23 protein-coding genes and 1 riboswitch are annotated in these 26997 nt (G+C 68.0%); of the genes, 10 read left to right on the top strand and 13 right to left on the bottom strand.

From position 1 onward, the window contains the following. Window positions 1–85: 85 nt before the first annotated feature. Window positions 86–1579, bottom strand: a complete 1494-nt coding sequence (locus ACV7NQ_RS23210) for an MFS transporter (protein ID WP_463361574.1) — start codon at window positions 1577–1579, stop codon at window positions 86–88. A 134-nt stretch (window positions 1580–1713) separates the two neighbouring features. On the opposite strand from ACV7NQ_RS23210, the gene ACV7NQ_RS23205 reads away from it, so the two are divergent. The 3 genes from ACV7NQ_RS23205 (at window position 1714) to metX (ending at window position 5184) form a co-directional block, all read left to right on the top strand. Further along, window positions 1714–2430: a TetR family transcriptional regulator gene (locus ACV7NQ_RS23205; RefSeq protein ID WP_463361573.1), complete on the top strand. Its 717-nt coding sequence runs from the start codon at window positions 1714–1716 to the stop codon at window positions 2428–2430. A 52-nt stretch (window positions 2431–2482) separates the two neighbouring features. Next, a riboswitch (SAM riboswitch) is annotated at window positions 2483–2593 on the top strand. Between the two features lie 87 nt (window positions 2594–2680). Continuing rightward, the gene (locus tag ACV7NQ_RS23200; RefSeq protein WP_463361572.1) at window positions 2681–4027 is read left to right on the top strand and encodes a bifunctional o-acetylhomoserine/o-acetylserine sulfhydrylase; all 1347 of its coding nucleotides are present in this window, start codon (window positions 2681–2683) and stop codon (window positions 4025–4027) included. Continuing rightward, window positions 4024–5184, top strand: a complete 1161-nt coding sequence (gene metX / locus ACV7NQ_RS23195) for a homoserine O-acetyltransferase MetX (protein ID WP_463361571.1) — start codon at window positions 4024–4026, stop codon at window positions 5182–5184. The genes ACV7NQ_RS23200 and metX overlap by 4 nt, the downstream gene beginning before the upstream one ends. Before the next feature lie 225 nt (window positions 5185–5409). Here metX and ACV7NQ_RS23190 read toward each other — a convergent pair whose 3' ends face one another. Next, window positions 5410–5655, bottom strand: coding sequence for a DUF3017 domain-containing protein (locus ACV7NQ_RS23190; protein ID WP_463365785.1), 246 nt, complete (start codon window positions 5653–5655; stop codon window positions 5410–5412). A 227-nt stretch (window positions 5656–5882) separates the two neighbouring features. On the opposite strand from ACV7NQ_RS23190, the gene ACV7NQ_RS23185 reads away from it, so the two are divergent. After that, entirely contained in the window at window positions 5883–6347 is a 465-nt protein-coding gene (locus tag ACV7NQ_RS23185) for a tRNA (cytidine(34)-2'-O)-methyltransferase (RefSeq protein WP_463361570.1), read from the top strand. Between the two features lie 4 nt (window positions 6348–6351). Here ACV7NQ_RS23185 and ACV7NQ_RS23180 read toward each other — a convergent pair whose 3' ends face one another. The 4 genes from ACV7NQ_RS23180 to ACV7NQ_RS23165 form a co-directional block, all read right to left on the bottom strand. Continuing rightward, the gene (locus ACV7NQ_RS23180; protein WP_463361569.1) at window positions 6352–6582 is read right to left on the bottom strand and encodes a DUF167 domain-containing protein; all 231 of its coding nucleotides are present in this window, start codon (window positions 6580–6582) and stop codon (window positions 6352–6354) included. After that, window positions 6539–7597 carry a DUF4349 domain-containing protein gene (locus ACV7NQ_RS23175; RefSeq protein ID WP_463361568.1) on the bottom strand — a complete coding sequence of 353 codons (1059 nt, stop codon included), beginning with the start codon at window positions 7595–7597 and terminating at the stop codon, window positions 6539–6541. Before ACV7NQ_RS23175 ends, ACV7NQ_RS23180 begins: the two co-directional genes overlap by 44 nt. 341 nt (window positions 7598–7938) lie before the next feature. Next, window positions 7939–11382 (bottom strand): error-prone DNA polymerase, encoded by a 3444-nt coding sequence (locus ACV7NQ_RS23170; protein ID WP_463365784.1) that lies wholly within the window; start codon window positions 11380–11382, stop codon window positions 7939–7941. Window positions 11383–11543: 161 nt separating this feature from the next. Next, on the bottom strand, window positions 11544–11999 hold the full coding sequence (locus tag ACV7NQ_RS23165; RefSeq protein ID WP_463361567.1) for a hypothetical protein: 456 nt from the start codon (window positions 11997–11999) through the stop codon (window positions 11544–11546). 302 nt (window positions 12000–12301) lie between these two features. Between ACV7NQ_RS23165 and ACV7NQ_RS23160 the strand changes: the two genes are divergently transcribed. Next, entirely contained in the window at window positions 12302–13285 is a 984-nt protein-coding gene (locus ACV7NQ_RS23160; protein ID WP_463361566.1) for an SDR family NAD(P)-dependent oxidoreductase, read from the top strand. A gap of 48 nt (window positions 13286–13333) precedes the next feature. On the opposite strand, the gene ACV7NQ_RS23155 is transcribed toward ACV7NQ_RS23160, so the two are convergent. The 3 genes from ACV7NQ_RS23155 to ACV7NQ_RS23145 all read right to left on the bottom strand — a co-directional run bounded on the left by ACV7NQ_RS23155 (window position 13334) and on the right by ACV7NQ_RS23145 (window position 16584). Beyond that, window positions 13334–13636, bottom strand: coding sequence for a hypothetical protein (locus ACV7NQ_RS23155; RefSeq protein ID WP_463361565.1), 303 nt, complete (start codon window positions 13634–13636; stop codon window positions 13334–13336). Window positions 13637–13747: 111 nt separating this feature from the next. Next, on the bottom strand, window positions 13748–15349 hold the full coding sequence (locus tag ACV7NQ_RS23150; RefSeq protein WP_463365783.1) for a DNA polymerase Y family protein: 1602 nt from the start codon (window positions 15347–15349) through the stop codon (window positions 13748–13750). A gap of 413 nt (window positions 15350–15762) precedes the next feature. Next, window positions 15763–16584, bottom strand: a complete 822-nt coding sequence (locus ACV7NQ_RS23145; RefSeq protein WP_463361564.1) for a hypothetical protein — start codon at window positions 16582–16584, stop codon at window positions 15763–15765. A gap of 305 nt (window positions 16585–16889) precedes the next feature. On the opposite strand from ACV7NQ_RS23145, the gene ACV7NQ_RS23140 reads away from it, so the two are divergent. After that, window positions 16890–18008 carry a serine/threonine-protein kinase gene (locus ACV7NQ_RS23140; RefSeq protein WP_463361563.1) on the top strand — a complete coding sequence of 373 codons (1119 nt, stop codon included), beginning with the start codon at window positions 16890–16892 and terminating at the stop codon, window positions 18006–18008. 158 nt (window positions 18009–18166) lie between these two features. Here the strand turns inward: ACV7NQ_RS23140 and ACV7NQ_RS23135 are convergent, their stop codons facing one another. Together ACV7NQ_RS23135 and ACV7NQ_RS23130 are read right to left on the bottom strand one after the other, a co-directional pair. Continuing rightward, window positions 18167–18802 carry a response regulator gene (locus ACV7NQ_RS23135; protein WP_463365782.1) on the bottom strand — a complete coding sequence of 212 codons (636 nt, stop codon included), beginning with the start codon at window positions 18800–18802 and terminating at the stop codon, window positions 18167–18169. A gap of 198 nt (window positions 18803–19000) precedes the next feature. Next, the gene (locus ACV7NQ_RS23130; RefSeq protein ID WP_463361562.1) at window positions 19001–20335 is read right to left on the bottom strand and encodes an ATP-binding protein; all 1335 of its coding nucleotides are present in this window, start codon (window positions 20333–20335) and stop codon (window positions 19001–19003) included. A 409-nt stretch (window positions 20336–20744) separates the two neighbouring features. On the opposite strand from ACV7NQ_RS23130, the gene ACV7NQ_RS23125 reads away from it, so the two are divergent. The 3 genes from ACV7NQ_RS23125 to ACV7NQ_RS23115 all read left to right on the top strand — a co-directional run bounded on the left by ACV7NQ_RS23125 (window position 20745) and on the right by ACV7NQ_RS23115 (window position 23028). Continuing rightward, window positions 20745–22469 carry a PspC domain-containing protein gene (locus ACV7NQ_RS23125; protein WP_463361561.1) on the top strand — a complete coding sequence of 575 codons (1725 nt, stop codon included), beginning with the start codon at window positions 20745–20747 and terminating at the stop codon, window positions 22467–22469. Next, window positions 22462–22683, top strand: a complete 222-nt coding sequence (locus ACV7NQ_RS23120; RefSeq protein WP_463361560.1) for a hypothetical protein — start codon at window positions 22462–22464, stop codon at window positions 22681–22683. The genes ACV7NQ_RS23125 and ACV7NQ_RS23120 overlap by 8 nt, the downstream gene beginning before the upstream one ends. 75 nt (window positions 22684–22758) lie before the next feature. Further along, a complete protein-coding gene (locus ACV7NQ_RS23115; protein WP_463361559.1) occupies window positions 22759–23028 on the top strand; it encodes a hypothetical protein in 270 nt (89 codons plus the stop codon). Window positions 23029–23091: 63 nt separating this feature from the next. On the opposite strand, the gene guaA is transcribed toward ACV7NQ_RS23115, so the two are convergent. Further along, window positions 23092–24699 carry a glutamine-hydrolyzing GMP synthase gene (gene guaA, locus ACV7NQ_RS23110; RefSeq protein WP_463361558.1) on the bottom strand — a complete coding sequence of 536 codons (1608 nt, stop codon included), beginning with the start codon at window positions 24697–24699 and terminating at the stop codon, window positions 23092–23094. A 169-nt stretch (window positions 24700–24868) separates the two neighbouring features. On the opposite strand from guaA, the gene ACV7NQ_RS23105 reads away from it, so the two are divergent. Next, window positions 24869–25669 carry an alpha/beta fold hydrolase gene (locus tag ACV7NQ_RS23105; RefSeq protein WP_463361557.1) on the top strand — a complete coding sequence of 267 codons (801 nt, stop codon included), beginning with the start codon at window positions 24869–24871 and terminating at the stop codon, window positions 25667–25669. A gap of 30 nt (window positions 25670–25699) precedes the next feature. Here the strand turns inward: ACV7NQ_RS23105 and ACV7NQ_RS23100 are convergent, their stop codons facing one another. Beyond that, a complete protein-coding gene (locus ACV7NQ_RS23100; protein ID WP_463361556.1) occupies window positions 25700–26857 on the bottom strand; it encodes a GuaB3 family IMP dehydrogenase-related protein in 1158 nt (385 codons plus the stop codon). Window positions 26858–26997 lie beyond the last annotated feature (140 nt).

Below are 26997 nucleotides of genomic sequence, written 5' to 3'. Positions count from 1 at the left end.
TCCACGACACGGCCCGCAAAACGACGTTGTCCGGGCACCGCACCCGATCAGATGCGATGCCCGGACACCACTCCACTGTCGAGACTCAGACCGCGACCGGAATCCTCGCGTCCGCTTCGGAACCTTCTATCAGATTCTCCGGCCGGTCCCGGATCATGAACGCGATCACCGGGATGGCGGCGAGGAAGAATCCGGCGCCGACGTAGAACGCCACGTCGTAGCTGTGGATCGAGGCACGGGCCATCAGGTTGTCGACCGTCGGGTTGTTCTGCGCGAAGGTCTTGGCGACCTGCACCGAGATGGTGGTCAGCAGGGCCGTGCCGACCGCGCCACCGACCTGCTGCGCCGCGTTCAGCAACGCACTGGCCACACCCGAATCCTCTTCCTGGACCTGGTGCAGCGCGACGGTCTGCATACCGACGAACAGCGGGCCCATACCGAGCGCGATCAGCACCTGCGAGGGCAGCACGCTGGCCACGTAGCTGTCGCCGTAGCCCAATTGCGCCAGCCACAGCAGGCCGAGGACACCGAGCACGGCGCCGCCGAGCATGAGCGGACGCGGGCCGACCTTCGGCAGCAGCGCACTGGTGACGCCGGCACCCACCGCGATGCCCGCCGGGAACGGCAAGAACGCGAATCCGGCCTTCAGCGACGAGTAGCCGAGCGTGATCTGGAAGTAGTAGCTCAGGAACAGGAACATCGCGAACATCGCGATCGGGATGAGCAGCGCGGCGAGGAACGCGCCACCGCGGTTGATCTCACCCGGAATATGCAGCGGCAGCAGCGGATTCGCCGAACGACGTTCGATCGCCATGAATACCGCCAACAGCACGACACCGCCGATCAGCAGCCCGAGGGTGCTGCCCGCCAGCCAGCCGTCCTCGGCGGCGCGGCTGAATCCGTACACGATGGCGATCAGCCCGAGGGTCACCGTGACCGCACCGGGCACGTCGTAGCCGCCGGTGCGCGGTGTCGGCACGTCCTTCAACACGAACGCCAGCGCGCCGAGCAACGCGATGAGCGCGATCGGGGTGTTCACCAGCAGGCACCAGCGCCAGGACGCGTACTCGGTGAGCGCGCCGCCCACAATCAGACCGAGCGCGGCGCCGCCCGCGGAAATGCCCGCGAACAGACCGAACGCCTTCGCCCGCTCGCCCGGTTCGGTGAAGGTCACCGACAGCAGCGAAAGCGCCGCGGGCGCCAGCAGCGCCGCGAACGCGCCCTGCAGGGCGCGACCGGCGAAGAGTTCCGCACCGTTCTGCGCCAGACCCGCGAGGGCGGAGGCACCCGCGAAGCCGACCAGGCCGATGATGAAGATCCGACGCCGACCGAGGTAGTCAGCGAGCCGACCGCCGAGCAGCAACAGGCCGCCGAAGATCAGCGTGTAGGCGGTGAGCATCCACTGCTTGTTGCCATCACTGATATCGAGATCACGTTGTGCGAACGGCAGCGAGATGGTCACGATGGTGGCATCTAGAACCACCATGAGCTGGGCCAATGCGATCACCCCCAGGGCCAGCCAGCGCGCCGAACTGCCCTGTCTTTCGGGAACGTCTACCGCTGTCGCAGTCTCGGTCACCTTGATCTCCTCGTAACTCGAAGTAGTGCGATTATCCTGTCATCATCGGACATTTGTCGTCAATAGAAAAATGTCGCACTCAGACATTTGGCTGTTCTGGACATGAAAACAGCAGGTTAAGATAGAGTGGGAAGATGCTCGAGTCATCGACGCCGACCGGCGCGAGCGCCGCGGCGGACAACCCTGCCAGCGCCCCGGCACACCCGGCGCCGACCGGCCTGCGTGAGCGCAAGAAGCAGCAGACTCGGTTGCGCATCATCGAGATCGCGCTCGACCTCTGCGACGCCCAGGGATTCGACGCCACGACTGTCGAGCAGATCGCCAATGCCGCGGACGTATCACCGCGCACGGTCAACAGGTACTTCGACAGCAAAGAGGACATCGTCCTGGGGCCGGTACAGGACTTCGGCGTCGCGGTGGCCGAGACGCTGCGTGGGCTCCCGCTCGGCGGCAACGAGCTGGAGGCGCTGCGCGAGGCGCTGCTGCAAGTCGTCGACCAGGCCGCCGAAGGCAACGGACCGGTCTCGTTCCGGCAGTTCCAGCAGATGCAGCGAATTCTGCGCAGCAGCCCGGCGGTCAGCGCACGTAGCCTCGAGCAAGCCGACAACAAGAGCATCGCGATCGCCGCGGTGGTCGCCGAACGACTCGGCACCCAGCCCGATGCGCTGCCGGTGCGGCTGATCGTCGGCGCTTGGCAGCTGATCGGCCACCTCGGGATGGAATGTTCGGACGGCATGTTCGAACAGGACAACCCCTTGGCGGCGGCCGCGGCCGGCCGCAACGCGCTCACCTCGACATTCGACGAGTTCGTTCGCACCTGCTGCGGCGCGCGGGTCACCGGAACCCGGTGATTTCACCAATAGATTTCGGTCGTCGACCGACCGCCAGCTATGATGCCGATCAGGTCATGAGTGCCAGCGCCAAGCCCCGGCTCGCTGGACGGCAACCCTCCAGTAGCGGTGGGGTGCTCCGGGTGATGACCGGGCTCCCGAAAGTCGAGAGCAAGCGCGCAATTCAGGAGGTATCCCCAATGTGTTGTTGTCTGTCGCCCACATCCCGATAACCCAGTAATTCCGGCGAACAACCCTTTTGGAGCACGACATGAGTGACCCCATCGCGTCCGAAATCGATTCGACCCCGTCGTCCGATCCGGCACAGTGGTCCTTCGAGACCAAGCAGGTGCACGCGGGGCAGGCCCCCGACAGCACCACCGGCGCTCGCGCCCTCCCGATCTACCAGACCACCTCCTACGCCTTCCGTGACACCGATCACGCGGCCGCACTGTTCGGCCTTGCCGAGCCGGGCAACATCTACACCCGGATCATGAACCCGACCCAGGACGTGGTGGAGCAGCGCGTCGCCGCCCTGGAGGGTGGTGTGGCGGCACTGCTGCTTGCCTCCGGACAGGCCGCGGAGACCTACGCGATCCTCAACCTCGCCGCCGCGGGCGACCACATCGTGTCCAGCCCACATCTCTACGGCGGCACCTACAATCTCTTCCACTACTCGCTGCCCAAGCTCGGCATCGAGGTCTCCTTCGTCGAGGATCCCGACGACCTGGAGCAGTGGCGCGCGGCGATCCGGCCGAACACCAAGGCGTTCTACGGCGAGACCATCGCCAACCCGAGCAGCGCCATCTTCGACATCCCCGGCATCTCCGCCATCGCGCACGCCAACGGACTGCCGCTGATCGTGGACAACACGGTCGCGACCCCGTACCTGATCCAGCCGCTGGCGCACGGCGCCGACATCGTCGTGCACTCGGCGACCAAGTACCTGGGCGGTCACGGCACGGCGGTCGCCGGCGTGATCGTCGACGGCGGCTCGTTCGACTGGACCGTTCGTGACGAGCAGGGCCAGGCACGCTTCCCCGGTTTCACCACCCCGGACCCGAGCTACCACGGCGCCGTGTTCGCCGATCTGGGCGCGCCCGCCTACGCGCTCAAGGCTCGCGTGCAGCTGCTGCGCGATCTGGGCGCGGCGGTATCGCCGTTCAATGCGTTCCTGATCAGCCAGGGCATCGAGACGCTGAGCCTGCGCCTGGAACGGCACGTCGCCAACGCACAGGCGGTGGCCGAGTTCCTGACGACCCAGCCGGGCGTCGAATCGGTGGCCTACGCGGGCCTGCCGTCCTCACCGTGGCACGAGCGCGCCAAGCAGCTCGCGCCGAAGGGCCCCGGCGCGATCGTCTCGTTCGAGCTGAGCGGCGGCGTCGATGCGGGCAAGAAGTTCGTCGACGCATTAGCCCTGCACAGCCATGTAGCCAACATCGGGGATGTGCGTTCTCTCGTGATCCACCCCGCGTCGACCACGCACTCGCAGCTGACACCCGAGGAGCAGTTGGCTTCCGGAGTCAGGCCGGGGCTGGTCCGGCTGGCGGTGGGCATCGAGGGAATCGACGACATTTTGGCCGATCTGCGAGCCGGTTTCGCGGCGGCGACGACGTGACCGTGAGCGCCGAACCGACTACAGCTCGTCCCGCTCCGGCGGTGGCCCTGCCACCGCCGGACGGGCGGCTCGGCATGATCGCCATCGGGGACGTGCGACTGGAGAACGGCGCCGTCGTCCCGGACGTCCATTTGGCCGTGCAGCGCTGGGGTGAGCTCTCCCCCGCGCTGGACAATGTCGTGCTCGTCGAACACGCGCTGACCGGCGACTCACATGTCGTCGGTAGGCCGGACGACATCCATCCGATGTCCGGTTGGTGGGACGGCATGGTCGGTCCCGACGCGCCATTGGATACCGACGAGTGGTGTGTCATCGCGACGAACGTGTTCGGCGGCTGCAAGGGCAGCACCGGACCGACTTCGCTCGCACCCGATGGAAAGCCTTGGGGCGCACGGTTTCCGGAGATCTCCATCCGGGACCAGGTGACGGCGGAAGCGGCGCTGCTCGACTTGCTCGGCATCGACCGGCTGGCCTCGGTGGTCGGCGGGTCGATGGGCGGCATGCGGGTGCTGGAGTGGATGGTCGGCGCACCGGAGCGGGTGGCCTCGGCGCTGGTGCTCGCGGTCGGCGCGCGCGCCACCGCCGACCAGATCGGCACGCAGACAACGCAAATCGCCGCCATCAAGGCCGATCCCGACTGGCAGGGCGGCGACTATCACGACACCGATCGCGCCCCGATGACCGGCATGGGCATCGCCAGGCGCATCGCGCACCTGACCTACCGGACCGAAGCCGAACTCGACCACCGCTTCGAGAACAACGCGCAGGGTGACGAGGATCCGTGGCGCGGCGGCCGCTACGCGGTGCAGAGCTACCTGGATCATCAGGCCGAAAAGCTCTGTAGCCGTTTCGATCCGGCCACCTACGTGTTGCTCACCGAGGCGATGAACCGGCACGATGTCGGACGCGGACGCGGCGGTATCGAGGCCGCGCTGGCCGCTACCCCGGCGCCGTGTGTGGTCGGCGGTGTGGACTCCGATCGGCTGTACCCGTTGCGCACGCAGCAGGAACTGGCCGACGGCCTACCCGGTTGTGAGGGTTTGGAAGTCGTGCACTCCCGCGATGGACACGACGGCTTCCTGACCGAAGCCGCCGCAGTGTCGAAGCTGCTGACCGAGACCATGCGGCTGGCCCGTCTCCACCGGAACGCCGACTGAATTTCCGCTGCCGCCTAAGCCTTTCGATCGCCATGCAGCCAGCGGGCGGATTCGAGAGCGTGAACGGTCTGGGAACCACGGCACTGAAGGCCGTGCGCCCCAGGACTATTCGGTAGCCGGTGCGGTGAGGATAAGCCGCCAATCCTCATCGCAGCACAGTGTCACGCAGCGGCATCGAGTGATACCCCGCGCGGTGCAGCCAAGCCCCATTGCCAGGCGGGAGGTTCAGCCGACCCCGAGGGTGTTGATCGTCGCGGCGATGAGGACGATCGCGGTGCCGAGCAGACTCATGGTGGCGACATCGAACGGCTTGCTGCGCACCGCGAGCAGGCCGACACGCGCGGTGGGCAGACACAGTCGGAAAGCGGCCGCGAGTAGGGTCGCGCCGCCGAAGAACAGCGCGCCACGCCGCCAGCGATCAGAGGCGACGAGGACGACCGCCAGCACAATGACCACGGTTACGATCACCATCGGCAGATGACAGCGCAGGAACTGCTCCCCCAGGCTGTTCCTGCCGGACTGCCGTGCAGCCGGAGACGGATCGACGTCGGTCACCCCCCGATTCTTGCAGACAAACCCGTCGGCTCGCGATCTACCGCTATCCGTCCGCACAAACCGGCGTCGCGGTCCGCGCCTCCGTGGTGGTCCTACGCGGGTGCGCTGCCGTGTCGGTCCGCGCCATGACATGCTGGTGCGTTGTGTTCCGTTTGATGTTCCACGAGCCTGCCATCCCCGGGAATACCGGCAATGCGATTCGTCTGGTCGCCGGAACCGGGTGTGAGCTGCACCTGGTCGAACCGTTGGGGTTCAACCTATCGGAGTCGAAGCTGCGCAGGGCCGGACTGGACTACCACGATCTGGCGTCGGTGACCGTGCACGAGAATCTCACGGCGGCGTGGGAGGCTTTGCGGCCCGAGCGGGTTTTCGCGTTCACCACGCAGGCCGAAACTCACTACACCGATGTGGCCTACCGTGAAGGTGATGTGCTGCTGTTCGGCACCGAACCCACCGGCCTGCCCGGGGACGTTCTCGACGATCCACACATCGACGCCCACCTGCGCATCCCCATGCTGCCGGGTCGCCGCTCGATGAACCTGTCCAATGCCGCCGCCGTCACCGTCTACGAGGCCTGGCGCCAACTTGGTTTCCCCGGCGGGATCTAGCGGATCAGAGGTCGACTTCGAAGCGTTTGAAGCGGGAGGTGGCGCCCGCTGCGAGGCGGACCGCACTCTTGGGGACGCCGTAGTGCTCGGCCAGGAGTTCGATGGCGGCCTTGTTCGCCTTGCCTTCGACGGCGGGGGGGCGCACGTACAGCTGCAGGGTGCCGTCGTCGAGGGTTTCGACGAGCGGGCCCTTACGGCTGTTCGGTTTTATCGTTGCCCACACCACTGTCGGCACCTGATTCTCCTGTCCAGGCGCTGGTCTCGGCGCCCTTCGAGGTACCGGCGGCGGCCGGCTCTGGCGCTGATTCTTTCGGAGCTGTCGGTTGTTTCGGAGCTGTCGGTTCTTTCGGGGCGGCCGATTCCTCCGGAGCCGAGGAACCGGCGTTCTTCCGGCCGCGCCACCGCACCGCGCGCACGATGCCCCACACCACGGCGCCGATCACCACGATAAAGCCGAGCCACGGAATTACCTTGCCGCTGAAGACGATTGCGTCCTTCAGCCAGTCCACCAGCGAGTGCCAGCCCGAGACGATGCCATCCCAGAAGTTGGTCGGCCCGGCCTCGGATTTCTTGTTCTCAGTGGTGATGTCGATGGTCAGCGCGGACAGCGCGACCTGATCGTCGAGGCGGCGCTTCTGCGCGGTCAGGCTGTCGAGTTCGCCCTGACGGCTCGACAACGCCCCTTCCGCGGCAATGAGATCCGCGGTGTTGGTCGCGCCCGCGATGAGCGCGCGCAACCGGTCGACCGAGGACTGCAGCGCCTTGATTTTGGCGTCCAGGTCTTCCCACTGCATGGTCACGTCGTCACGGTTGGTGCTCACCCGGGTGACGCGGCCGATCCCGCCGAGATCGTCGATGAATTTGTCCGTCTTTTCCGCGGGCACCCGCACGGTGAGCGTGGCGCTCGGATCGGTGTCGCCGGTTCCCGGCTGCTCGGTGCGGCTGTCGACCCGGCCGCCGACGTCGCGCACCTGATCGGTGATGCGCCCGGCCGCGCCCACCGGATCGCCCGCGGTGATGTCGACGCTGCCGGTGATGACCTCCTTGCGCGCCGCGGCCAAGTTACCACCGGAGTCATTGCCCTTAGGCGCGGGACGCTGCTCGCGCATCCCCAGCTGCGGCACGATCCCGGGCGCGGCGGTGGCCACGGTCGACCGATCCGGCTGGGACTCGGCGTTGTTGCCGTCACCGCACCCGACGAGCAACGTCAAACCGAGCAAGCCGGTCAACAACACCGCAAGCTTCCGCATGCTCGCAGGGTAGCCGGTGCGGTGACATCGGTCACTGAGCCCGCCGTGCCAGTTATCGCACCGGCGCGACGCCGACCGGTTTGACGAGGAACCGGTCGATCTAGTCCGCGTGCGGCGGCCACGCTGGTCCGGTTGGTTGAGTCGCATCGATACGGCGCCGTGCCCGGCAGCGCGCAGATCGAGCGTGACCGAGAGCGCGTCATCGGCAGGCACGAGGCCCGCATCCATGCATCGTTGGATCGCGGCAGCGATGCGTTCGGTGAACTCCTGCTTGAAAACATTGGGATGTCATCCAGCCGATCCCCGAAGACGCCGTCAACCAGAACGGGATGTTCTGAGTATCAACGGAAGTCGCGGGATTTGGCTTCGACACGCAGGTCCATGCGCTGCAGATGTTCGGCGACGACGCTGACCGCGCCTTCGGCGTTTTGGACGCGGCCGCGAATGAGGAGGGCCGGGGCGCTCTGGGCCAAGCGGCGGTAGCGGGTCCAGAGGCCGACCGAGCATACGACGTTCACCATGCCGGTTTCGTCCTCCAGGTTGAGGAAGGTGACGCCCGCGGCGGTGGCGGGGCGTTGGCGGTGGGTGACGGCCCCGCCGACCAGGACTCGGGAGCCGTCGGGGACATCGAGCAGACCGCGGGCGGGGATGACGCCGAGCGCATCGAGTTGGGGGCGTAGGAATTCGGTGGGATAGCTGCTCGGGGAGACGCCGGTGGCCCAGATGTCGGCGGCGGCCAGTTCGAGCTCGCTCATGCCTGGCAACGCGGGGGCGGTGGTGGCGGCCCCGGTGCCCGGGAGACGGTCCGGCCGCTCCCCCGCCGCGGCACCCGCCGCCCACAGGGCTTCACGGCGGGTGATGCCGAGGCTGCCGAGCGCGCCCGAGGTGGCGAGCGATTCCGCTTGGGCGACAGTGAGTGCCACGCGACCGGTCAGGTCGAGGAACGAGGTATAGGGGGCCGGTTCGCGCGCCTCGACAATGCGTTCGGCGAGTTCGGCGCCGATGTGGCGGATCGCCGCGAGGCCGAGGCGGACCTGGGTGCCGTTGCGTTCGAGGGTGGGTTCGGCGCGGCTGGCGTTGATATCGGGGCCGTGCACCAGCACTCCGTGCCTGCGCGCGTCGGCGACCAACGACTGCGGGGAATAGAAGCCCATCGGCTGGGCACGCAGCAGACCGGCGCAGAAGGCGGCGGGGTGGTGCAATTTGAACCACGCCGAGTAGAACACGATCGAGGCGAAGCTCTGCGAATGGCTTTCCGGGAAGCCGAAATTCGCGAAGGCGTAGAGCTTTTCATAGATGCGGTCAGCGATCTCGCCGGTGATGCCGTGCAGGTCGCGCATCCCCTGATACAGCCGGTCCTTGAGTCGTTCCATGCGTTCGGGAGAGCGTTTGGAGCCCATGGCGCAGCGCAGTTGGTCGGCCTCGGTGGCGGTGAATCCCGCGACATCGACGGCCATCTGCATGAGCTGCTCCTGGAACAGCGGCACTCCCAGGGTGCGTGACAGCGAATTCTCCAGCGCCGGATGGTCGTAGGTCGCGTCTTCGCGGCCATTGCGGCGGCGGATGTAGGGGTGCACCGAGCCACCCTGGATCGGGCCGGGGCGGATCAGCGCCACCTCAACGACCAGGTCGTAGAAGTTCCGCGGCTTCAATCGGGGCAGGGTGGCCATCTGCGCCCGCGACTCCACCTGGAAAACACCCACCGAGTCGGCGCGCGAAAGCATCTCGTAGACAGCCGCTTCCGCGAGATCCAGCGCATGCAGCTCGACCGTGACGCCCTCGTGCTCGCGCACCATGTCGATCATGTAGTGCAGCGCCGAGAGCATGCCGAGACCGAGCAGGTCGAATTTCACCAGATTGATGGCGGCGCAATCGTCCTTGTCCCACTGCAGCACGCTGCGGCCGGGCATGCGCGCCCACTCGACCGGGCAGACATCGGCGATGGGCCGGTCGCAGATCACCATGCCACCGGAGTGGATACCGAGATGCCGTGGCAGACCCTCGATTTCGGTGGCCAGCTCCAGAACTTCGGCCGGAATGTCGGTGCCGGTCTCGCCACCGACACCGGTCCACCGGCTCACCTGCTTGCTCCACGCGTCCTGCTGACCCGGTGAAAAGCCAAGTGCGCGTGCGGCATCACGCACCGCTGATTTGCCGCGGTAGGTGATCACGTTGGCCACCTGGGCGGCATATTCGCGCCCGTACTTGGTGTAGACGTGTCCGATCGCCTCCTCGCGGCGATCGGATTCGATATCGACGTCGATATCGGGCGGACCGTCGCGCTCGGCGGAGAGGAACCTTTCGAACAGCAGCTGGTTGCGGACCGGGTCGACATTGGTGATGCCGATGGCGTAGCAGACCGCCGAATTGGCCGCCGAACCTCGGCCCTGGCAGAGGATGTCATTGTCCTTGCAGAAGCTGACGATGTCGTGCACCACCAGGAAGTAGCCGGGGAATTCCAGTTTGTTGATCACCGCCAGTTCATGCTCGATCTGCTGGTACGCCTGTGGATTTCCGGCTCGCGGGCCGTACCTGCGGACGGCGCCCGCCAGCGTCAGCTCGCGCAGCCAGGACTCCTCGTCGTGTCCGGCGGGCACATCGAACGGCGGCAGCTTCGGCGCCATCAATCGCAGGTCGAAGGCGCACTCGCGGGCGAGCGCCGCAGCATTCGACACCGCCTGCGGACAGGTGGCGAACAGCTGCGCCATCTCCGCACCGGAACGCAGGTGCGCACCCCCCGCGGGGGCCAGCCAGCCCGCGATCTCGTCCAAGCTCTGCCTGGCCCTGATCGCCGCGAGCGCCATGGCACGGCGACGCTGGCCGGGATCGGCGAAATGCGCTCCGGTGGTGGCGAGTACGGGCAGGCCGAGACGGTCGGCCAGGGCAATGAGATGGGCGTTGCGTTCGTCGTCCTCCGGGATGCCGTGGTGGGTGAGTTCCACACTCACCCGGTCGCCGCCGAACCGCTCCATCAGGTCGCGCAACGCCGCTTCCGCCTGCACGAGACGGTTATCGCCCGCGCTCAAATCCTGTTCGAGGGCTTGGCGGACATGACCTTTCCGACAGCCGGTCAGGATGTGCCAGTGCCCGTCCGCCGCGGCGGTGAGCGCGTCGAGGTCGTAGCGAAGAATGCCCTTCTCCCCCGCGGCCATATGCGCGGCCGCGATCTCGCGCGACAGTCGCCGGTATCCCTCCTGCCCCCGAGCCAGTACCAGCAAGTGCGGACCCGCGGGGTCCGGCGACCCGGTCCTCGGCGCGGAATCCGGGGCACTCACGTGTCCCTGCGCAGACACCTTCACCGCTGAGCCACCAAGCCGATCGGCAAGCTCCGCCGACGACTTCCGGCTTCGTGCCCCCGGCTCCGACCTCGCGCCCCTGGATTTCTTCGCGGGCGGTGACCCCAGCGAGAGCTCCGCGCCGAATACCGTAGGCATCCCCCATTCCTTGGCCGCCTCCGCGAAGCGCACGGTGCCGTAGAAGCCGTCGTGGTCGGTGAGGGCAATCGCCTCCAACCCCAGCCGCACCGCCTCCTCGACCAACTCCTCCGGCTGGCTCGCCCCGTCCAGGAAGCTATACGCCGAATGCGCGTGTAGCTCCGCATACGGCACCACCGGCCCACCGGCGGGTTCGACCGGCTCGGCCCGATACTCCCCGCGCTTGCGCGACCACGCCGGGCTGTCGCCGCCGTCGCCGGAGTACATCGCATTCGGGTTCGTCCGCCTCGGACGCCCGGACAGCACACGCTCCATCTCCGCCCAGGACGGCGGGCCGTTACCCCACCCCATGAACATCACCTCCTCGTATATTCGAACATACATTCGAAATATATAGGGTAGGTAACCGACCCACAGTGGACGGCGAACCCGGAAGGCCGCCCCCATCGAGAGGGCGACCTTCCGGCTTTCGCGGGGTTGGAGGCGTGCGGATACCCCGGCGGTAGCGCAGGTCAGCCGGTCGGTAGCGGCTTGGTCGATTCGGCGGCCAGCGCGGTCTCGACCCTGTCGAGCTTGGCGTGGATCACGGCGCCATAAGCGTCGTTGGCGAGGACGTCGAGGTGGCCGCGGGCGATGGCCAATTGCATACGGGCCGCGTCGAAATCGCCGACGCGGCGGTGACTGTCGGCCAGGCTGAGGTACAGCGACGGGAGGAAACCGCGAAGCCCTTCGCCGAGCGGAACGCCGGGCCCGAACACCGCAGCCAGCGCGCGCTGATCCCACAGCAGCGCACCCTCGGCCGTGTCCTGTAGATCGGCAAGGTGATGCGCAATGAGGCAGCGGTGCAACGGATCTCCGCCCGCACCGATCTCGTCCCACAGTTCCTCCAGCAGCCGCCGAGCCGCCTCCGGATCCCCGCCGCCGAGCCGCACCGCGGCAAATACTTCCGCCATCCGATCGTCCGCCATGCGCAGAGTATCGCACATATGTTCGAAGGATTCGAGAATAGTTCGAACGGCTCGCCACGACTCGATTCGGGGGAACAATCGGCCGACACGGACCGCCGGACACCCCCGGGATGCGAAACCCGCACGGGCGGGCAACGAGCTCCAGACGCAGCGTCTGCAACGGCAGAGCTAATGAACATCGGTCCACCGACCGCCCCCGAGCCGATCGCGACAATCGTCGGCCCCGACGTGACGAGGCCCACTTGGCAGGTAAACTTACTTCAGAGTAAGTTCGTGCCTGATCGACCTGCAAAGGAGCAGCGATGACTCGAGCAACCGCTGACGACGCCAGCCTGCGCCGGCAGCCCCGACGCAACCGTCGCGACCTCACCGGCCGTCATGTCCTCATCACCGGCGCTTCCTCCGGCATCGGCCGGGCAGCGGCGCTGACCGTAGCGGACAAGGGCGCCGTCGTGTTCCTGCTCGCGCGGCGCGGCGACGAACTCACGGCCGTGGTCGAGGAGATCCGAGCCGAGGGCGGCACCGCCTACGGATACCAGTGCGACGTCACCGATTCCGACTCCGTCGACCACGCCGTCAAGACCATTCTGGACGAGCACGATCATGTCGACATGCTGGTGAACAACGCGGGCCGCTCCATCCGCCGCGCCATCCACCGCTCCACCGACCGGCTGCACGACTTCGAACGCACCATGGCGGTCAACTACTTCGGCGCCCTGCGACTGACACTGGCCCTACTGCCGCAGATGCGGGAACGCAAGTTCGGCCACATCGTCAACATCAGCAGCGCGGGCGTGCAGGTGGCCACCCCACGGTTCTCGGCCTACCTCGCGAGCAAGGCGGCGCTGGACAAGTTCACCGAGGTGGCCGCGGTCGAAACCATGGCCGACAGCGTTACTTTCACCACCATTCACATGCCGCTGGTGCGCACCCCGATGATCACGCCGAGCGGTGATCAGGGTCCGTCCGAATCCCCGGAATGGGCGGCCGCCACCATCGTGCGCGCCCTCACAGAACGCCCCAAGCGCATCGACGTGCCGCTGGGCACCATCGCCGAATACGGCGCACTGATCACACCAAAGATCCGCGACCGCATCCTGCACCGCTACTACCGCGCCTTCCCAGACTCCCCCGCCGCCAAGGGCGAAGAAGTAGAACCCGACGAGACCGAAACAGCGGAACCCCTTACCCCCCAACGTGAGCCACGCCCCCAGTCGACGGCCCGCCGCGTCACCGGCACCGCACTGCGCCGCGCCGCCCGCTGGGTCCCCGGCACCCACTGGTGATCGCTTGTCCGCCATCGCGCAGGGGGCGAAGGCGACAAGCGGCGATGCTCAGCCCAGTACCAGGCGCGGTTCCGGGAGGTAGTTCCGTGCCTGCGCGCGGACGCTGCCCCACATCGCGAGGCCAGCTTGGCGCGGGGCGAAGGCGCGCGAGTGGGCGGTTACTTGCCAGCGACGGCCGTCGCGGTGGGTTACTACCGCGGTGCCTGCCAGGGTGGCGTCTGTGGGGGTCGTGGCGTCCGGTTCGAGGTGCACGGTGAGATCGTCGATGCCTGCGGAAAGCTGTTCGCGCACTGCGAGTTCGGCGACCTGTTCGACGGGCATGTAGCAGCTGCGGCCGCGTAGGCCGGTCATCGAGACGGCGCCGTTGCGGGCGGCCTCGACCGCCGCCGCCGCGCCTGCGGCATCGCCTTTCGACGGCTCCAGCCAGATTTGCGCCGAAATACTTCGATCAAACCGGCGACCTCAGTCGTAAAGTCCCTCAGCGCGCCAGGTTTCGGAGTAATAGATGAGGAGCAGGACGCGGACGTCGGCCGGTTCGCCTGCGAGTTGCACCTGGGCCCGGGCCGCGACTCCGGCGGCGAAGGTGGGCGATTCCGGGATCCACCACTGCTCGTCCACCGGCCATGGACCTGCCCAGCCCGCCAGGCGCCACTGCTTACTCCCCCAGCTCAGCCGGACCGGGTCCGCGGTGAACAGGCCACGGGCGGAGACCAGCACCGGGTTGCTGTCACCCGCTTCCAGGCGCACCGGGGGTCGGGTCACCAGGATTACCGCGGGCGCGGGTTGGGGCAGTCTGCCGGGCCAGGGCAGGGCCGGGTCGGCGGCGGGCACCGGCTCGTCGCCGAGCGCGACCATGGTGATGCGTTCCTCGGGGCCGCGGCCGCCGCTGAGCACGCCGACCTGCACCGCCTCGCCGCCGAGCAGGCCCTGCACCCGGATCAGGGCGCGGCGGGCCCGCTCGTGTTCTTCGCCGACTCCGCCCCACAGGCCGAGCTGCAGCGCGCCTGCCGCTACCACTTCGACAGGTTCCAGACGCAGCAGCGTGATCGGCGCGGTGGGCCGGGCGCCGTCGCGGCGGGTGAGCCAGCCGTCCAACTGCCAGCGCACCCGATCCGCGGTGCCTTCCGGAGTCAGCGGCTGCGCGCACCGCCAGATACGCGAGAGTTGTTCGCCCGATTCGGTTTCCGCGAACACCGACAGCCGGGTGCAGGACACCCCGGCGGCGGACAGCATGTGGTGCAGTCGGATGGCGAGCTTGCGGCCGGCGAAGGCGGCGGCATCGACCCGATCGATCGGCGGATCGCAGCGATACTCCACCGTCAGCTCGCGCGGCGGGCGGCGGACCGACGGCGGGCGCTCCGGCACGGCGCGGGCGCTGCGGTGCGCCAGCATCGCGTCGGCGCCGAAGCGCGAGGCGACCTCGGTCGAGGTCAGCGCGGCGAAGTCACCGATCCGTCGTAATCCCAAGCGGTGCAATAGATCCGCCAGATCGGCACGCTCCGGCGCGGCCAGGCTGGGTTCGACGGCAAGCTCCGCTATCGGCAGCGGCGCGAGGAACCGCGCACCGTCACCGGGCGGCACGATCGCACCGCGCCGGGCCGCGATCACCGCCGTGGAAAGCTCGTCGGCAATCCCGATCTGGGCTTCCACCCCGATGGCGGCCACCGCGTCGACGAGCCGCTGCGCCGCGATCTCCTCGGAGCCGAAGAACCGGGCCGCGCCACGCGCGCCGAGCACCAGCAGCCCGGGCCGCAGCACCTCCACCCCGGGCACCGTCGCATCGACGGCCGCGACCACCGGCTCGAACAGTCGCGCATCCCGGTCCGGATCCGCCTGTGCGAGAAATAGATTCGGACACCGTGCCTGCGCCTCCCGCCGCCGCAGCCCACGCCGCACCCCCTCGGCCCGCGCGAGCGCCGAACACGCGGTCACCTTGCCGCCCACGATCACCGCCACCGGCACGGTCGCAGGCACCCCCGCGACCGCAGCCGCGGCAACCGCGGGCCAATCCAGACACCACAGCGCCAAAACCCGCGAACCGCTTCTCGCCCGTCCCGGCAGCATCACCGCGCCGCACCCCATAAAACGGCCGAGTCATCCGACCCACCCGCCCAGCTGCGCCGAGTGTGCACCACGACCCGGTCCCCACCTCGTGGAAGGTGACGTCGACGGCGGCCGCGATCGGGCCATACAGGTTGTGCAGTCGCGCGCCGGTGAGTTCCATTGCAAGCCCGCGCATCCCCGGTCCGCATGCCACCGGCCCGACCGGTCGAGTCTGCAACTGCCCAGTCGGCGACAAAGCCCCAGCCGCCGCAACGACGATCCGGCTCACGCGCTACCGAACCCGCGTCGACGGGCGGGGCCGGACGCCTGCTCGAATCACGGTGCCGCACCACGCACATCGGGCGTCACCTCGCTCGCCGGATCTACCGCCCCGAACAACACCAAGTCGGCCGTCCTCATCAACCCGAGCCGACTCACGACGCCGCACCGCGGGCATCGGTCACTTCGCTTGCCGAGGTGGCTGTTTCCAGCGACACCCATTCCACGCGACCCGCGCTGGGGCGCAGCTCTATTCGGCCACGGCGGGGTGGGCCCGCTTTGCCGCGGACATCGACCTCGAGGCAGACCGAGCGGAGCCGGCCGCGGCCCGCGTCGAGCCCGGCGTATCCGGCGATGCGGGTGTCCAGGCGCAGGGACGGGTTGCTCCAGCCGCCGTTGGTGACTACCAGGGTGGCGCCCTTGTTGCGGGTGCGGGCGGCGATCACGCGGGCCCGGGCGGGTGGGACGGCGGCGCCGTCGAGGCCGAGCACCACCAGATCGAGGCCGTCTAGCAATACCGCGGCTACTTCCACCGGATCCGGGCCGGGATCGGCGACGACGGCGAGGCGTTGCAATTGAGCGCCCATCTCGACCGCGGCGAGCAGCCCGAGCCGGGGCACCCCGACCACAGCGGCGTGCCCGCCGCTCTCGGTCACCGCGGCGAGCAGTCCGGCCAGCAGCGAACTCGCACCGTTGTAGGCCACGACCGAGCCCTTGACCAGGCCGCCATCGGGCAACAGTGCTGCTAGAGCGGGCGGCACCGCCAACGACTCGCGGCGCAGCTCGGTGGCGAGCGGGACCCGTTCGGCCGCCACCTCCCCGCGACCGGGTATCGCCGCCATCCGTCGTCGCAGTTCCTCCACCGTCGGCACGGCTTCCGGTGGGGTCCTACCCCACCGCACCTTTTGATCCCGGCCTACTCCCGGCAGTGTTCGTTCCCGCCCCACTCCCTCTCGGGATTCCGTATCCGAACCCATCTCTACCACCTACTTCCCACGATGGACCCGACGGTGAAGCATGCGGAGCGGCCCGTCTTCAGGTCACCGAAGCGAGGGGCCAGCACCGATCCAGCTATCGATCTGTATCGAATATACGTTCGATACTTTCTTAGTAGAAACCCACCCCCCGGAATCCGTCAAGAGCGCCCCGCGAGTACTGTCACGCGCACTGCGAACCCGGCGTCGACGAGCGCGGAAGTCACCGTCGGATGTCACCGTCCGGGGCTGGCGGACTCTCGGCTCGAATCAGGCCAGCTATCACCGAATTCGGATACCCTGCACCCATGATCGATCGCCCCCGTCCCATCGTCGGCCCGGACTATCTGGTCGCCGGCCGTTACCGTCTGCAATCGAAGCTGGGTGGCGGCGGCATGGGCGCGGTATGGCTCGCGACCGACCGCTTGCTGAACCGAGATGTCGCCATCAAACAGGTCCTCTCCACCGCCGGACTCGACGAAGAAGAGGCGAACGCGATACGCAACCAGATCATGCACGAGGGCCGGGTCGCGGCGAAGCTCTCGCACAAGCACGCCATCGCCGTGTACGACGTGGTGCTCGAGGCGGGCGAACCCTGGCTGGTGATGGAGCATCTGCCCTCACGCAGCGTCGCGAAGGCATTGGCGCTGGTAGAGGCACTTCCGCCGATCGAGGTCGCGCAGATCGGCGCGCAGGTCGCCGACGCGCTTGCCGCCGCGCACGCCGCAGGCATCGTGCACCGCGACATCAAGCCGGGCAATATCCTCGTCGCCGACCGGGGACCGATAGTCGGCATGGCCAAGCTCAGCGACTTCGGCATCTCGCGCGGCGCGGGTGACCTCTCCGACGAGGCGGACGGCGTGATCACCGGCACCCCCGCCTACCTGCCCCCTGAGGTGGCCCGCGGCGCGCGGCCGACCGAGGCCAGCGATGTGTTCTCCCTCGGCGCCACCCTGTACACCGCGATCGAGGGGCAGCCGCCGTTCGGTTTCGACGACGACAGCAATGTGGTGGTCGAGCGGGCGGCCATGGCGCAGATCATTCCGCCGAGCCGCAGCGGCATGCTCACCAACGCCCTGCTGCACATGATGGAACCGGCCCCGCAGCGCCGCCCGACGATGGTACAGGCCAGGGACGAAATCCTCACCGCCGCCTTCGGTCCCGGCACCGGGCCCTACATTCTCGGAGCCCCGGTACGCACTGAGGACGGCACCATTCCCGCATGGGCGGCCCGGAATTCGGCGTCGGGCCTGCGCAATCCGCACTCGACCCCACTGCCGCGGCCGCACCGCACCCCAGCGGGGTCGTCGGCGGTGGCACCGCAGCGGGCCAAGCTCCCCCAGCCGAGCACCGCCCCGCTGGCGATCGCCTTCGGCCTGCTGATCGGCCTGATCATCATCATCGCCATCATCGTCGCGGCGATGTGAGCGGTCCCGCGCACGATAATTCGGATTTCGCAGCCCTGCTTCGCCCTTCACCCGGGTGACAGGCTGCTGTGCACGGAATCACCGCCGCTGGTCGAGGCTTCGCACAGCTGACAGACGGCCGCGGGAAGTGCCGCGGATCGAGCAGATCCGGGGAGACCTCAGTCGATGCGGCGGCGGTGTGCCCAACGAGTGAGGGCGTTGCGGTTGGACTGCTGGGTTTTGCGGAGCACGTTGGAGGCGTGCGTCTCAACGGTTTTCACCGAGATGAACAGGGTTTCGGCGATTTCACGGTAGGTGTAGCCGCGCGCGAGCAGGCGAAGCACCTCCAGTTCGCGCGGGGTCAGCGAGTCCAGTTCGGGGTCCAGCGGCGGCTCCGGCACCTGCGATCTGCCGGTGAACGAGTCCAGCACGAACCCGGCCAGCCGCGGACTGAACACCGCGTCACCACCGGCGACGCGCCGAATGCCGTCGGCCAGTTCGGATCCCGAGATCGTCTTGGTCACATAGCCACGGGCGCCGGCCCGGATCACCGCGATCACGTCCTCGGCGGCGTCGGACACGCTCAACGCCAAACACACCGGGCCATCCTCGATTCCCGACAGCACGGCGACTCCGCCACCGTCGGGCATGTGCACGTCGAGCAGCACGACATCAGGGCGGGCCGCCTTGATCCCCGCGATCGCCTCGGCCACCCCACCGGCCTCCCCGACCACCTCCATATCGGGCTCCCGGCTCAACTCCGCCCGTACACCCGAACGGAACACGGCGTGATCATCGACGAGAAAGACCCGCACGGTCACCTACTTCTCCTCCACTGTCGGTGGATCGACCCACCCTGACTCCGCCGACCACCCGAGGGCCGCCCGCACTCAATCGGTACCACAGGACTCACCGAACCCGCCGCTTTCCCGCCCCGCATCCGACCGATGGACAAGTTCGGCGCCGACGCACCGCTACCTCATCCGCGAAGACACACCGGTCGCAGGTCTTCGTCACTTCCCGTGGCGAACGGGTTGCCGCACAACCTGTTCGGCAACGGCCGCTGCCGGAGCATTCACCGGCACCTCGGCGGCCACCTCCTGGTCGGAGTCTTCTTGACCACCGGAATCGGTGCGCGGCATGATGATCCGCACCTCGGTGCCGCGGCCCGGGTTGGACAGGATCTCCACTTGGCCGCCACGGCGTTCGATCCGGCCGCGGATGGATTTCGCCAGGCCCTGCCGGTCCTGCGGGATGGCCACGACATCGAAGCCGGCGCCGCGGTCACGCACGAACACGCTCACCTGATGCGGTTCGGTCTCGGCGAACAGGTCGATGTCCGGGACTCCGGCGTGCTTGGCGGCGTTCACCAGCGCCTCCCGGCTAGCGCCGAGCAGCGCGGTGAAATGCTCCTTCGGCAGGCCCGATCCGGTATCGCCTGGATCCATCGATACGTCCCCGACGGTCACCGGAGTGACCTTCACGCCATGCTGGTCCTCCACTTCACCCGCGATGGTGCGAAGCGCCGCGGCTAAACTCGACTGCGCCGGACCGGAATCCTCGAACAGCCACTTCCGCAGTTCCCGTTCCTGGCCACGGGCCAGCCGGGTCACTTCCTGCGGGTCGCCGGCCTGCCGCTGGATGAGTGCCAGGGTCTGCAGCACCGAATCGTGCAGATGGGAGGCGATCTCCTCGCGCTCCTCGTTCCGAATGCGGGCCGCGCGTTCGGCATTCAGCGCCCGCATCATGCGCAGCCACAGCGGCACCGTCAACAGACCGGCGCCGACCAGCGTGACCGCCACCGCGATCAGCGCGGAACCGAGCGAACTCAGATCGATCCTGGCCAGCACCACCACGCCGAGCCCGAGCACGATCAGCGTGGCCCCGGCGACAATGCGCGACCACGTCACCACCGAAGGGCGCGCGGGCAGCCCGAGCAACGACCGCGGGCCGTCGGTGTCGTATTCGCGCCACACCAGCGCCGCACCGACCGCCACCACGACGATCGGCAGGATCACCTTCGCCGCGGTTCCGCTGAGCAGCCACGACACCGCGACCGCCAGCCCGATCCCGAGCAGCGCAAACCCGATGCCCTGACGGCGCTCCGCACCGGAGGGCCGGGCCGCGTCGGCGCCACCCGGGGTGAAGATCCACAACAGCCCATAGGCGACGATGCCCGCCCCGGCAAGCGCGGACAGCAGCACGAACGCCATCCGCACTTTGAACACATCGACGTCGAAGTGATCGGCGATACCACCCGCCACGCCACCGACGATCCGCCCACCCGACCGCCGCACCATCCGCGGATACGGCGGACGCGCGGGGACGAACACAGGCACGGGACCCATTCCGCGTGCAGGGTCGAACCCGCGCGCAGAATCGAACCCACGGGCAGCATCGAACGCGGGCATGGACGGGTACATGCCTCGATAGTGACACGACCCACCGACACCCGACCATCAGGAATCACCCTGATCTTCACCGGTGATCGCGCCGGCGACCCGACCTCGCACCCTCGAAAACGCACCTCACGCACGGGCGGCCCGCCCGAATTATTGTCCGGTCCGGACAGGAAAGCGACCCTGACCTGGGTTTCTTAAGGGACTCGGCCGAGTCATCCGAGGTCGACGACAGCGGGGCGGTGCTCGGGATTCGATCGAACCCTAGTAGATACAGACCGAGTGGTCCAAAAGGATCAGGATATTTTCAGGGTTACCCCCGATGTGCCGAAGTGCTGGTCAGGCCCACCATGGGAACATGACGAAAACGAGCTTCGGCGATCAGCTCCAGCAGATGTGGCACACGCGCCCCGTCCGGTTGCCGCGGCAGGGTCCGATCGCGGGCGTCGCGGCGGGGTTCGGGCAGCGCTACAACGTCGACCCGGTGCTGGTGCGGGTGGCGTTGGTGGTGTCGACGATTTTCGGCGGCGCCGGGGTCGTGCTCTACCTGCTGGCCTGGTTGCTGCTCAGCGAGCAGGGTGACGAGGCGTCGGCGGCCGAGTCGCTGGTCGGCAAGGGCCGCAGTTCACAGTCGCAGACCAAGACCATCGTGTTGATCGTCGCGCTCGCCATCGCGGTCAGCACGATGGGCCCGGCCGGGGTGGGGCTGGCAGGGTCCGGCCTGATCAGCATGGCGCTGATGCTGGCGGGCTGGTGGATGCTGCACATGCGGAATCCGCAGCCACCGCCCGGCACCAGCGCGCTCGGCGGCCTCGTCGCCGACGGCGGCATCACCGCGACCGGCTATCCCGGCACCGTGTTCCCGCAGGGCTCTCCGCTGCGGACCACCGGCGAGTTCTACTCCCCCGATGCCGCGCCGACCAACATGTACACCCCGTACACCAAGCTGCCGGACACCTACACCCCCGACCCATCGGTCAAGGATGCCGGAACGTCGCTCATGCAGGACGAGGCGACCACCACTCCGATCCAGCACAGCGCGCCACAGCACGTCGATGCCGACACTGTCCTGCTCGACAAGGGCGCGCCGGTCGACGGCAAGACCGCACCGCTCGACGTGAGCGCCGCATCGCCGCACGCCGGCACCGGATCATCCGCCGGCGCCACCGCGGCCGAGGCCTCGATGTCCGATACCGGCACCGCGGCGTCCGAGGCCACGCCGACCGATGCGGACACCGAACCGCCCAGCGAAGGCATCGCGCCATCGCTCGACAAGAACGTCTCGCCGACCGACGACGATTCCGGTTCCACTCGCCACGAATCCTCGTCCAGCACAAGGACTCCGAAGCCCGTGACGCCACAGACCCCGACCCGGACAATGAGTTCACCAGCACACCCGCCCCTCGGCAGCCGGACCCCACCCTCCTGGGACCCGCTCGGCGTAGCACCCCTCGCCTGGGATCTGCCCGAGCCGACCCCCACCCGCACCATCGTCCAACCAGCCCCGAAGTGCTCCCCTTCGCGGCTCACCCCGATGGTGATCGGCCTGGCCATCCTGGCCGCGGCAGGCGCGGGCGCACTGGCCGCCTCGGGCGTGGACTGGATGACCCCCGGTCGGATCGCCGCGGTGGCACTGGCGGTGATCGGTCTCGGCCTGGTGATCGGCGCATTCCTGCGGCGCGGGTACGGCCTGCTGGTGCTGGCCGCTCCGCTCGCCGGTTTCGTCGTGCTGGCCTCGTTGATCGGGCCGATCGAGTTCGACAACGCCACCGTGGGCGAGCGCACCTGGACGCCGACCTCGGTGACCGACCTGCAGTCGAACTACCAGGTGACCATGGGGACGGGCACGCTGGACCTGCGGTCGCTGAATCTCACCGAGAACCGCTCCGTGGATCTCTCGGTCCAGATGGGCGACGCCAAGGTCCTACTGCCCGCGGGCATGACGGTCCGCACCGACTGCACGGTCAATATGGGTGATGTCACATGCCCCACCGGCATTACCGGCCCGAATACGCCCGGCGCACCGGTGCTCGATCTGAAGGTCAATGTCCGGGCCGGAAATGCGGAGGTGCAACATGGCTGAGAAATCTGACGCCAATGACTCGTCGACCAAGAGCCGGGGATCGTCCGCTTCGCTGTTGATCGTCGGCATGCTCGCACTCGGAGTGAGCATCTGGGCCTTCATCGGCCCGGCCGCGATGCCCGGTACCGGATCGGTCCCACTCGGCTGGATCGTGGTGATCGCCGCCATCGTCATCGGCATCCTGCTGGTGATCTCCCCACGCAGACCCCGCTGATCGACAACCGAATGACCAACGTGAATTGCCCGTCCATACGACGGGCCATTCACGTTGGACGGCAAGGAGACTCCGATGGCCGCCGAACAGTTCGACACCCACGACGCCGATCATGAGCTGACCGACCGCACGAAAACCCCGGTGGGACAGGTTGTTCCGATCACCCCGACCCGGGCTCACCTCAGCGGCAGCACCCTGCTCGGGCAACTAGTCCCAACTAGTCCCCGGCCGCGCATGGGCGTCCACCGAGGTCGAGTGAAGCCCAACCGAAGCCAGGCCAACTCGATCGCAACGAGCAGCGTGCAGATCACGACCGTCGACGAACCCTGTGCACCGATTGTGTAAGCCGATGTGGCGTCTCAGCACGAAAACCTCAGGCAGACAGCGCCGTCCCGACACCTCGCGGCGTCACTCCCACTCGATGGTGCCCGGCGGCTTGCTCGTCACATCGAGGACCACTCGGTTGACCTCCGCCACCTCGTTGGTGATGCGGGTGGAGATCCGCTCGAGCACCTCGTAGGGCAGGCGGGTCCAGTCGGCGGTCATCGCGTCCTCGCTGGAGACCGGGCGCAGCACGATCGGGTGACCGTAGGTGCGGCCGTCGCCCTGCACACCGACGCTGCGCACGTCGGCGAGCAGCACCACGGGGCACTGCCAGATCTGACGGTCCAGGCCGGCGGCGGTGAGTTCCTCGCGGGCGATGGCGTCGGCTTGGCGCAGCGTGTCCAGACGGTCCGCGGTGACCTCGCCGACAATGCGGATGGCCAGACCCGGACCCGGGAACGGCTGGCGCGCAACGATTTCCTCGGGCAGCCCGAGCTCGCGGCCGACCGCGCGCACCTCGTCCTTGAACAGCAGCCGCAGCGGCTCGACGAGTTCGAATTCCAGATCCTCGGGCAGGCCGCCGACGTTGTGGTGACTCTTGATGTTCGCGGTGCCACTTCCGCCGCCGGATTCGACGACGTCCGGGTAGAGCGTGCCCTGCACCAGGAACTCGACCGTCGCAGCGGCGTCTGCGGAGCGACCATCCGACACAGCCTCGTCCATCGTCCCCTGCTCGCCGACGACGTCGGCGACCGCGTCCTCGAACGACCGGATGAACTCCCGGCCGATGATCTTGCGCTTCTCCTCCGGGTCGGTGACGCCCTTCAGCTCGCCGAGGAACTTGTCCATCGCGTCGACGGTCACCAGCTTGGCGCCGGTCGCGGCGGTGAAGTCCTGCTGCACCTGCTCGCGTTCACCGGCCCTCAGCAGCCCGTGATCGACGAACACGCAGGTCAACCGGTCGCCGATAGCCCGCTGCACCAGCGCCGCGGCAACTGCACTGTCCACCCCGCCCGACAGCGCGCATATCGCGTACCCAGCGCCGACCTGCTCGCGCACTCCCGCGATCAACACCTCGGCGATGTTGGCCGGAGTCCAGGTCGCCGGGATGCCGGCGATCTCGTGCAGGAAGCGGCTGAGCACCTGCTGGCCGTGCGGCGAGTGCAGCACCTCCGGGTGGTACTGCACGCCTGCCAGCTTGCGGGCCCGATCCTCGAACGCGGCGACCGGAGCGCCGGCGGTGGTGCCGGTGACCTCGAAACCCTCGGGCGCGTCGGTGACCGCGTCGCCGTGGCTCATCCAGACCGGCTGGATGGTGGACAGGCCGCCGTGCAGCAGGCCCCCGTCGATATTGAGTTCGGTGCGGCCGTACTCGCGGGTACCCGTGTGCGCGACCGTGCCGCCGAGCGCCTGCGCCATAGCCTGGAAGCCATAGCAGATGCCGAAAACCGGAATACCGAGATCGAACAGCCTCGCGTCCAACTGCGGCGCGCCATCGGCATACACGCTGGACGGACCGCCGGACAGAATCACCGCGAGTGGCTGCTTCTCGGCGATCTCTTCGACCGTGGTGGTATGCGGAATCACCTCGGAGAACACACTCGATTCGCGGACCCGACGAGCGATCAGCTGGGCGTACTGTGCGCCGAAGTCGACGACGAGGACCGGTCTCTGAGTTTCTGCCACCGGCACAGTTTAGTGAGCGAGCGTAGCGAGCGACCCATCGGCTTAGTGAGCGAGCGTAGCGAGCGAACCATCGGCACAGCGGCCCACACTCGCGGCGCGGTAGGTACCGGCGCGGCGTGGACCTGAGCAGCAAATCCTCCCGCGCACCCCCGTACTGCTGGTTATCCTCATAATCGTGCCATTCGCCCGCGCGATCGATGCCGACATCCACTATGAGGACAGCGGCGGCAACGACCCGGTGGTGCTGCTCGCACACGAATTCTTCATGGACCGAACGATGTTCGCGTCGCAAATGGCCGCGCTCGCACCGGAATTCCGGATGGTGTCCTGGGATGCTCGCGGGCACGGACGCACCAGGGACGAGGGGCTACCGTTCACCTACTGGACCGCCGCGCGCGACGCACTGACGGTGCTGGATCATCTCGGCACCGAACGCGCCGTGGTCGGCGGGACCGCGCAAGGCGGCTTCACCGCGTTGCGCACCGCGCTCATCGCGCCCGAACGGGTGTCGGCGCTGATTCTGATCAGCACCGAGGCGCACGGCCCGACGCCCCAACAATCGACAGCGACCCAGAAGTTTCTGGACGAGTGGTACGACGACAGCTCCCGGCAGGAAGCCGTGGACCAACTGGCGCATTGGCTGATCGGCGAGGACGAGTGGTATCGGTCGATCTGGACCAAACGCTGGCTGGTGCGCGATCGCCGCAGCATCGAGGTTGCGGCGGGCTGCCTGCTCGGCCGGGACTCAGTGCTGGACCGCCTGTCCGAAATCACTTGTCCCGCCTTGGTGATTCACGCGACCGACAGCGGCATCGCCCGCGACCGCGCCCAGCAGCTGGCACACGGGCTGATCGGCTCGACCTACGTCGAGATCGCGGGCGCCCGACTGGCCGTCACCATGACCCACCCCGAACCGGTGAACGACGCCATCCAACAGTTCCTGCGCGAACGCACGGTGCCAACGCGCATCCACTGAGCGCTGGTCGGGCGCGAACGCCGAGTCCGATCAAGCGCGAACGCTGAGCCCGACCTTCTGGAATTCCTTGAGGTCGGAGTAACCCGCCTTCGCCATCGAACGGCGCAGCCCGCCAACCAGATTCAGCGAACCGAACGGATCGTCCGAAGGACCGAAAAGCACCCGCTCCAAGCTCGGCCGCACCACATCGCCGTCCTCGCTGTCGACCCAGCTCTCGTCGACCGGCAGCAGCGCGCCGCGCGGCACCGACGGATGCGCGGCCGCCGACGGCCAGTACCAGCCACGGCCCGGCGCTTCAGCGGCCACCGACAGCGGCACACCCAGCATGGCGGCGTCCGCGCCACACGCGATCGCCTTGGCCAGCTGGCCGGAAGTGGCGATTTCACCGTCTGCGATGACATGCACGTAGCGACCGCCGGTCTCGTCCAGATAGTCGCGGCGCGCGGCGGCGGCATCCGCGATCGCGGTCGCCATCGGCACCCCGATGCCGAGCACCTCGCCCGTGGTCGTCGCGCCGGGGAACGAACCGTAGCCGACGATCACACCGGCGGCGCCGGTGCGCATCAGATGCAGCGCGGTGCGGTGATCGCTCACGCCACCCGCCACCACTGGCACGTCTAGTTCGGCGATGAAAGTCTTGAGGTTCAGCGGCTCACCATCGCCGACATGTTCGGCGGAGATGATGGTGCCGTGCACGACCAGCAGGTCGATGCCCGCCTGCACCAGCGCGGGTGTCAACGCGCGAGCATTCTGCGGGCTCACCCGCACCGCCACCGTCACACCGGCGGCCCGCACCTGCGCGACCGTCGCCGCCAGCAGATCCGGCTGCATCGGCGCCGCGTGCAATTCCTGCAGCAGCGAGACAGCGTGCTCATAGCCGCCCTTGCCCACGAGCTCGACCAGCTGATCGATCTTCGCGACGACATCGGCATGCCGAGCCCACAGGCCCTCACCGTTGATCACGCCGAGCCCGCCGAGACGGCCGAGCTCGATGGCGAACTCCGGCGACACCAGCGCGTCGGTCGGGTGCGCGAGGAACGGGATCTCGAACCGGTAGGCATCCAGCTGCCACGACAGCGATACCTGCTTCGACGAACGGGTCCGCCGCGACGGCACGATATCGACATCGTCCAGCTCGTAGGTACGCCGGGCGGTCCGGCCCATGCCGATCTCGACCATGTCGCGCACGCTTGTTCTCCTTGTCTAATTTGCAGCGCCTGCGGCGCTGCGTGTTCGCGGCCCCGAAGGTTCGCGTCCGAGCCGCCGAGACTCGCGCCTGCGGCGCATGCGCTTCGGCCGCTCGGACGCGAACCGGCCGCGAACGTCGC

The organism is Nocardia sp. Tas62D01, from assembly GCF_055232035.1.
The sequence above is the reverse complement of the archived record's forward strand: the minus strand, read 5'-3'. Positions and strand labels throughout refer to the sequence as shown.

Bases quoted from the DNA above. Each gene is read 5' to 3' on its own strand.
- ACV7NQ_RS23205 (WP_463361573.1), top strand. From the start codon at position 1,714: ATGCTCGAGTCATCGACGCCGACCGGCGCGAGCGCCGCGGCGGACAAC.
- ACV7NQ_RS23200 (WP_463361572.1), top strand. From the start codon at position 2,681: ATGAGTGACCCCATCGCGTCCGAAATCGATTCGACCCCGTCGTCCGAT.
- ACV7NQ_RS23190 (WP_463365785.1), bottom strand. From the start codon at position 5,655: ATGGTGATCGTAACCGTGGTCATTGTGCTGGCGGTCGTCCTCGTCGCC.
- ACV7NQ_RS23175 (WP_463361568.1), bottom strand. From the start codon at position 7,597: ATGCGGAAGCTTGCGGTGTTGTTGACCGGCTTGCTCGGTTTGACGTTG.
- ACV7NQ_RS23170 (WP_463365784.1), bottom strand. From the start codon at position 11,382: ATGGGGTGGGGTAACGGCCCGCCGTCCTGGGCGGAGATGGAGCGTGTG.
- ACV7NQ_RS23165 (WP_463361567.1), bottom strand. From the start codon at position 11,999: ATGGCGGACGATCGGATGGCGGAAGTATTTGCCGCGGTGCGGCTCGGC.
- ACV7NQ_RS23160 (WP_463361566.1), top strand. From the start codon at position 12,302: ATGACTCGAGCAACCGCTGACGACGCCAGCCTGCGCCGGCAGCCCCGA.
- ACV7NQ_RS23155 (WP_463361565.1), bottom strand. From the start codon at position 13,636: ATGACCGGCCTACGCGGCCGCAGCTGCTACATGCCCGTCGAACAGGTC.
- ACV7NQ_RS23150 (WP_463365783.1), bottom strand. From the start codon at position 15,349: ATGCTGCCGGGACGGGCGAGAAGCGGTTCGCGGGTTTTGGCGCTGTGG.
- ACV7NQ_RS23145 (WP_463361564.1), bottom strand. From the start codon at position 16,584: ATGGGTTCGGATACGGAATCCCGAGAGGGAGTGGGGCGGGAACGAACA.
- ACV7NQ_RS23140 (WP_463361563.1), top strand. From the start codon at position 16,890: ATGATCGATCGCCCCCGTCCCATCGTCGGCCCGGACTATCTGGTCGCC.
- ACV7NQ_RS23130 (WP_463361562.1), bottom strand. From the start codon at position 20,335: ATGGGTCCCGTGCCTGTGTTCGTCCCCGCGCGTCCGCCGTATCCGCGG.
- ACV7NQ_RS23125 (WP_463361561.1), top strand. From the start codon at position 20,745: ATGACGAAAACGAGCTTCGGCGATCAGCTCCAGCAGATGTGGCACACG.
- ACV7NQ_RS23120 (WP_463361560.1), top strand. From the start codon at position 22,462: ATGGCTGAGAAATCTGACGCCAATGACTCGTCGACCAAGAGCCGGGGA.
- ACV7NQ_RS23115 (WP_463361559.1), top strand. From the start codon at position 22,759: ATGGCCGCCGAACAGTTCGACACCCACGACGCCGATCATGAGCTGACC.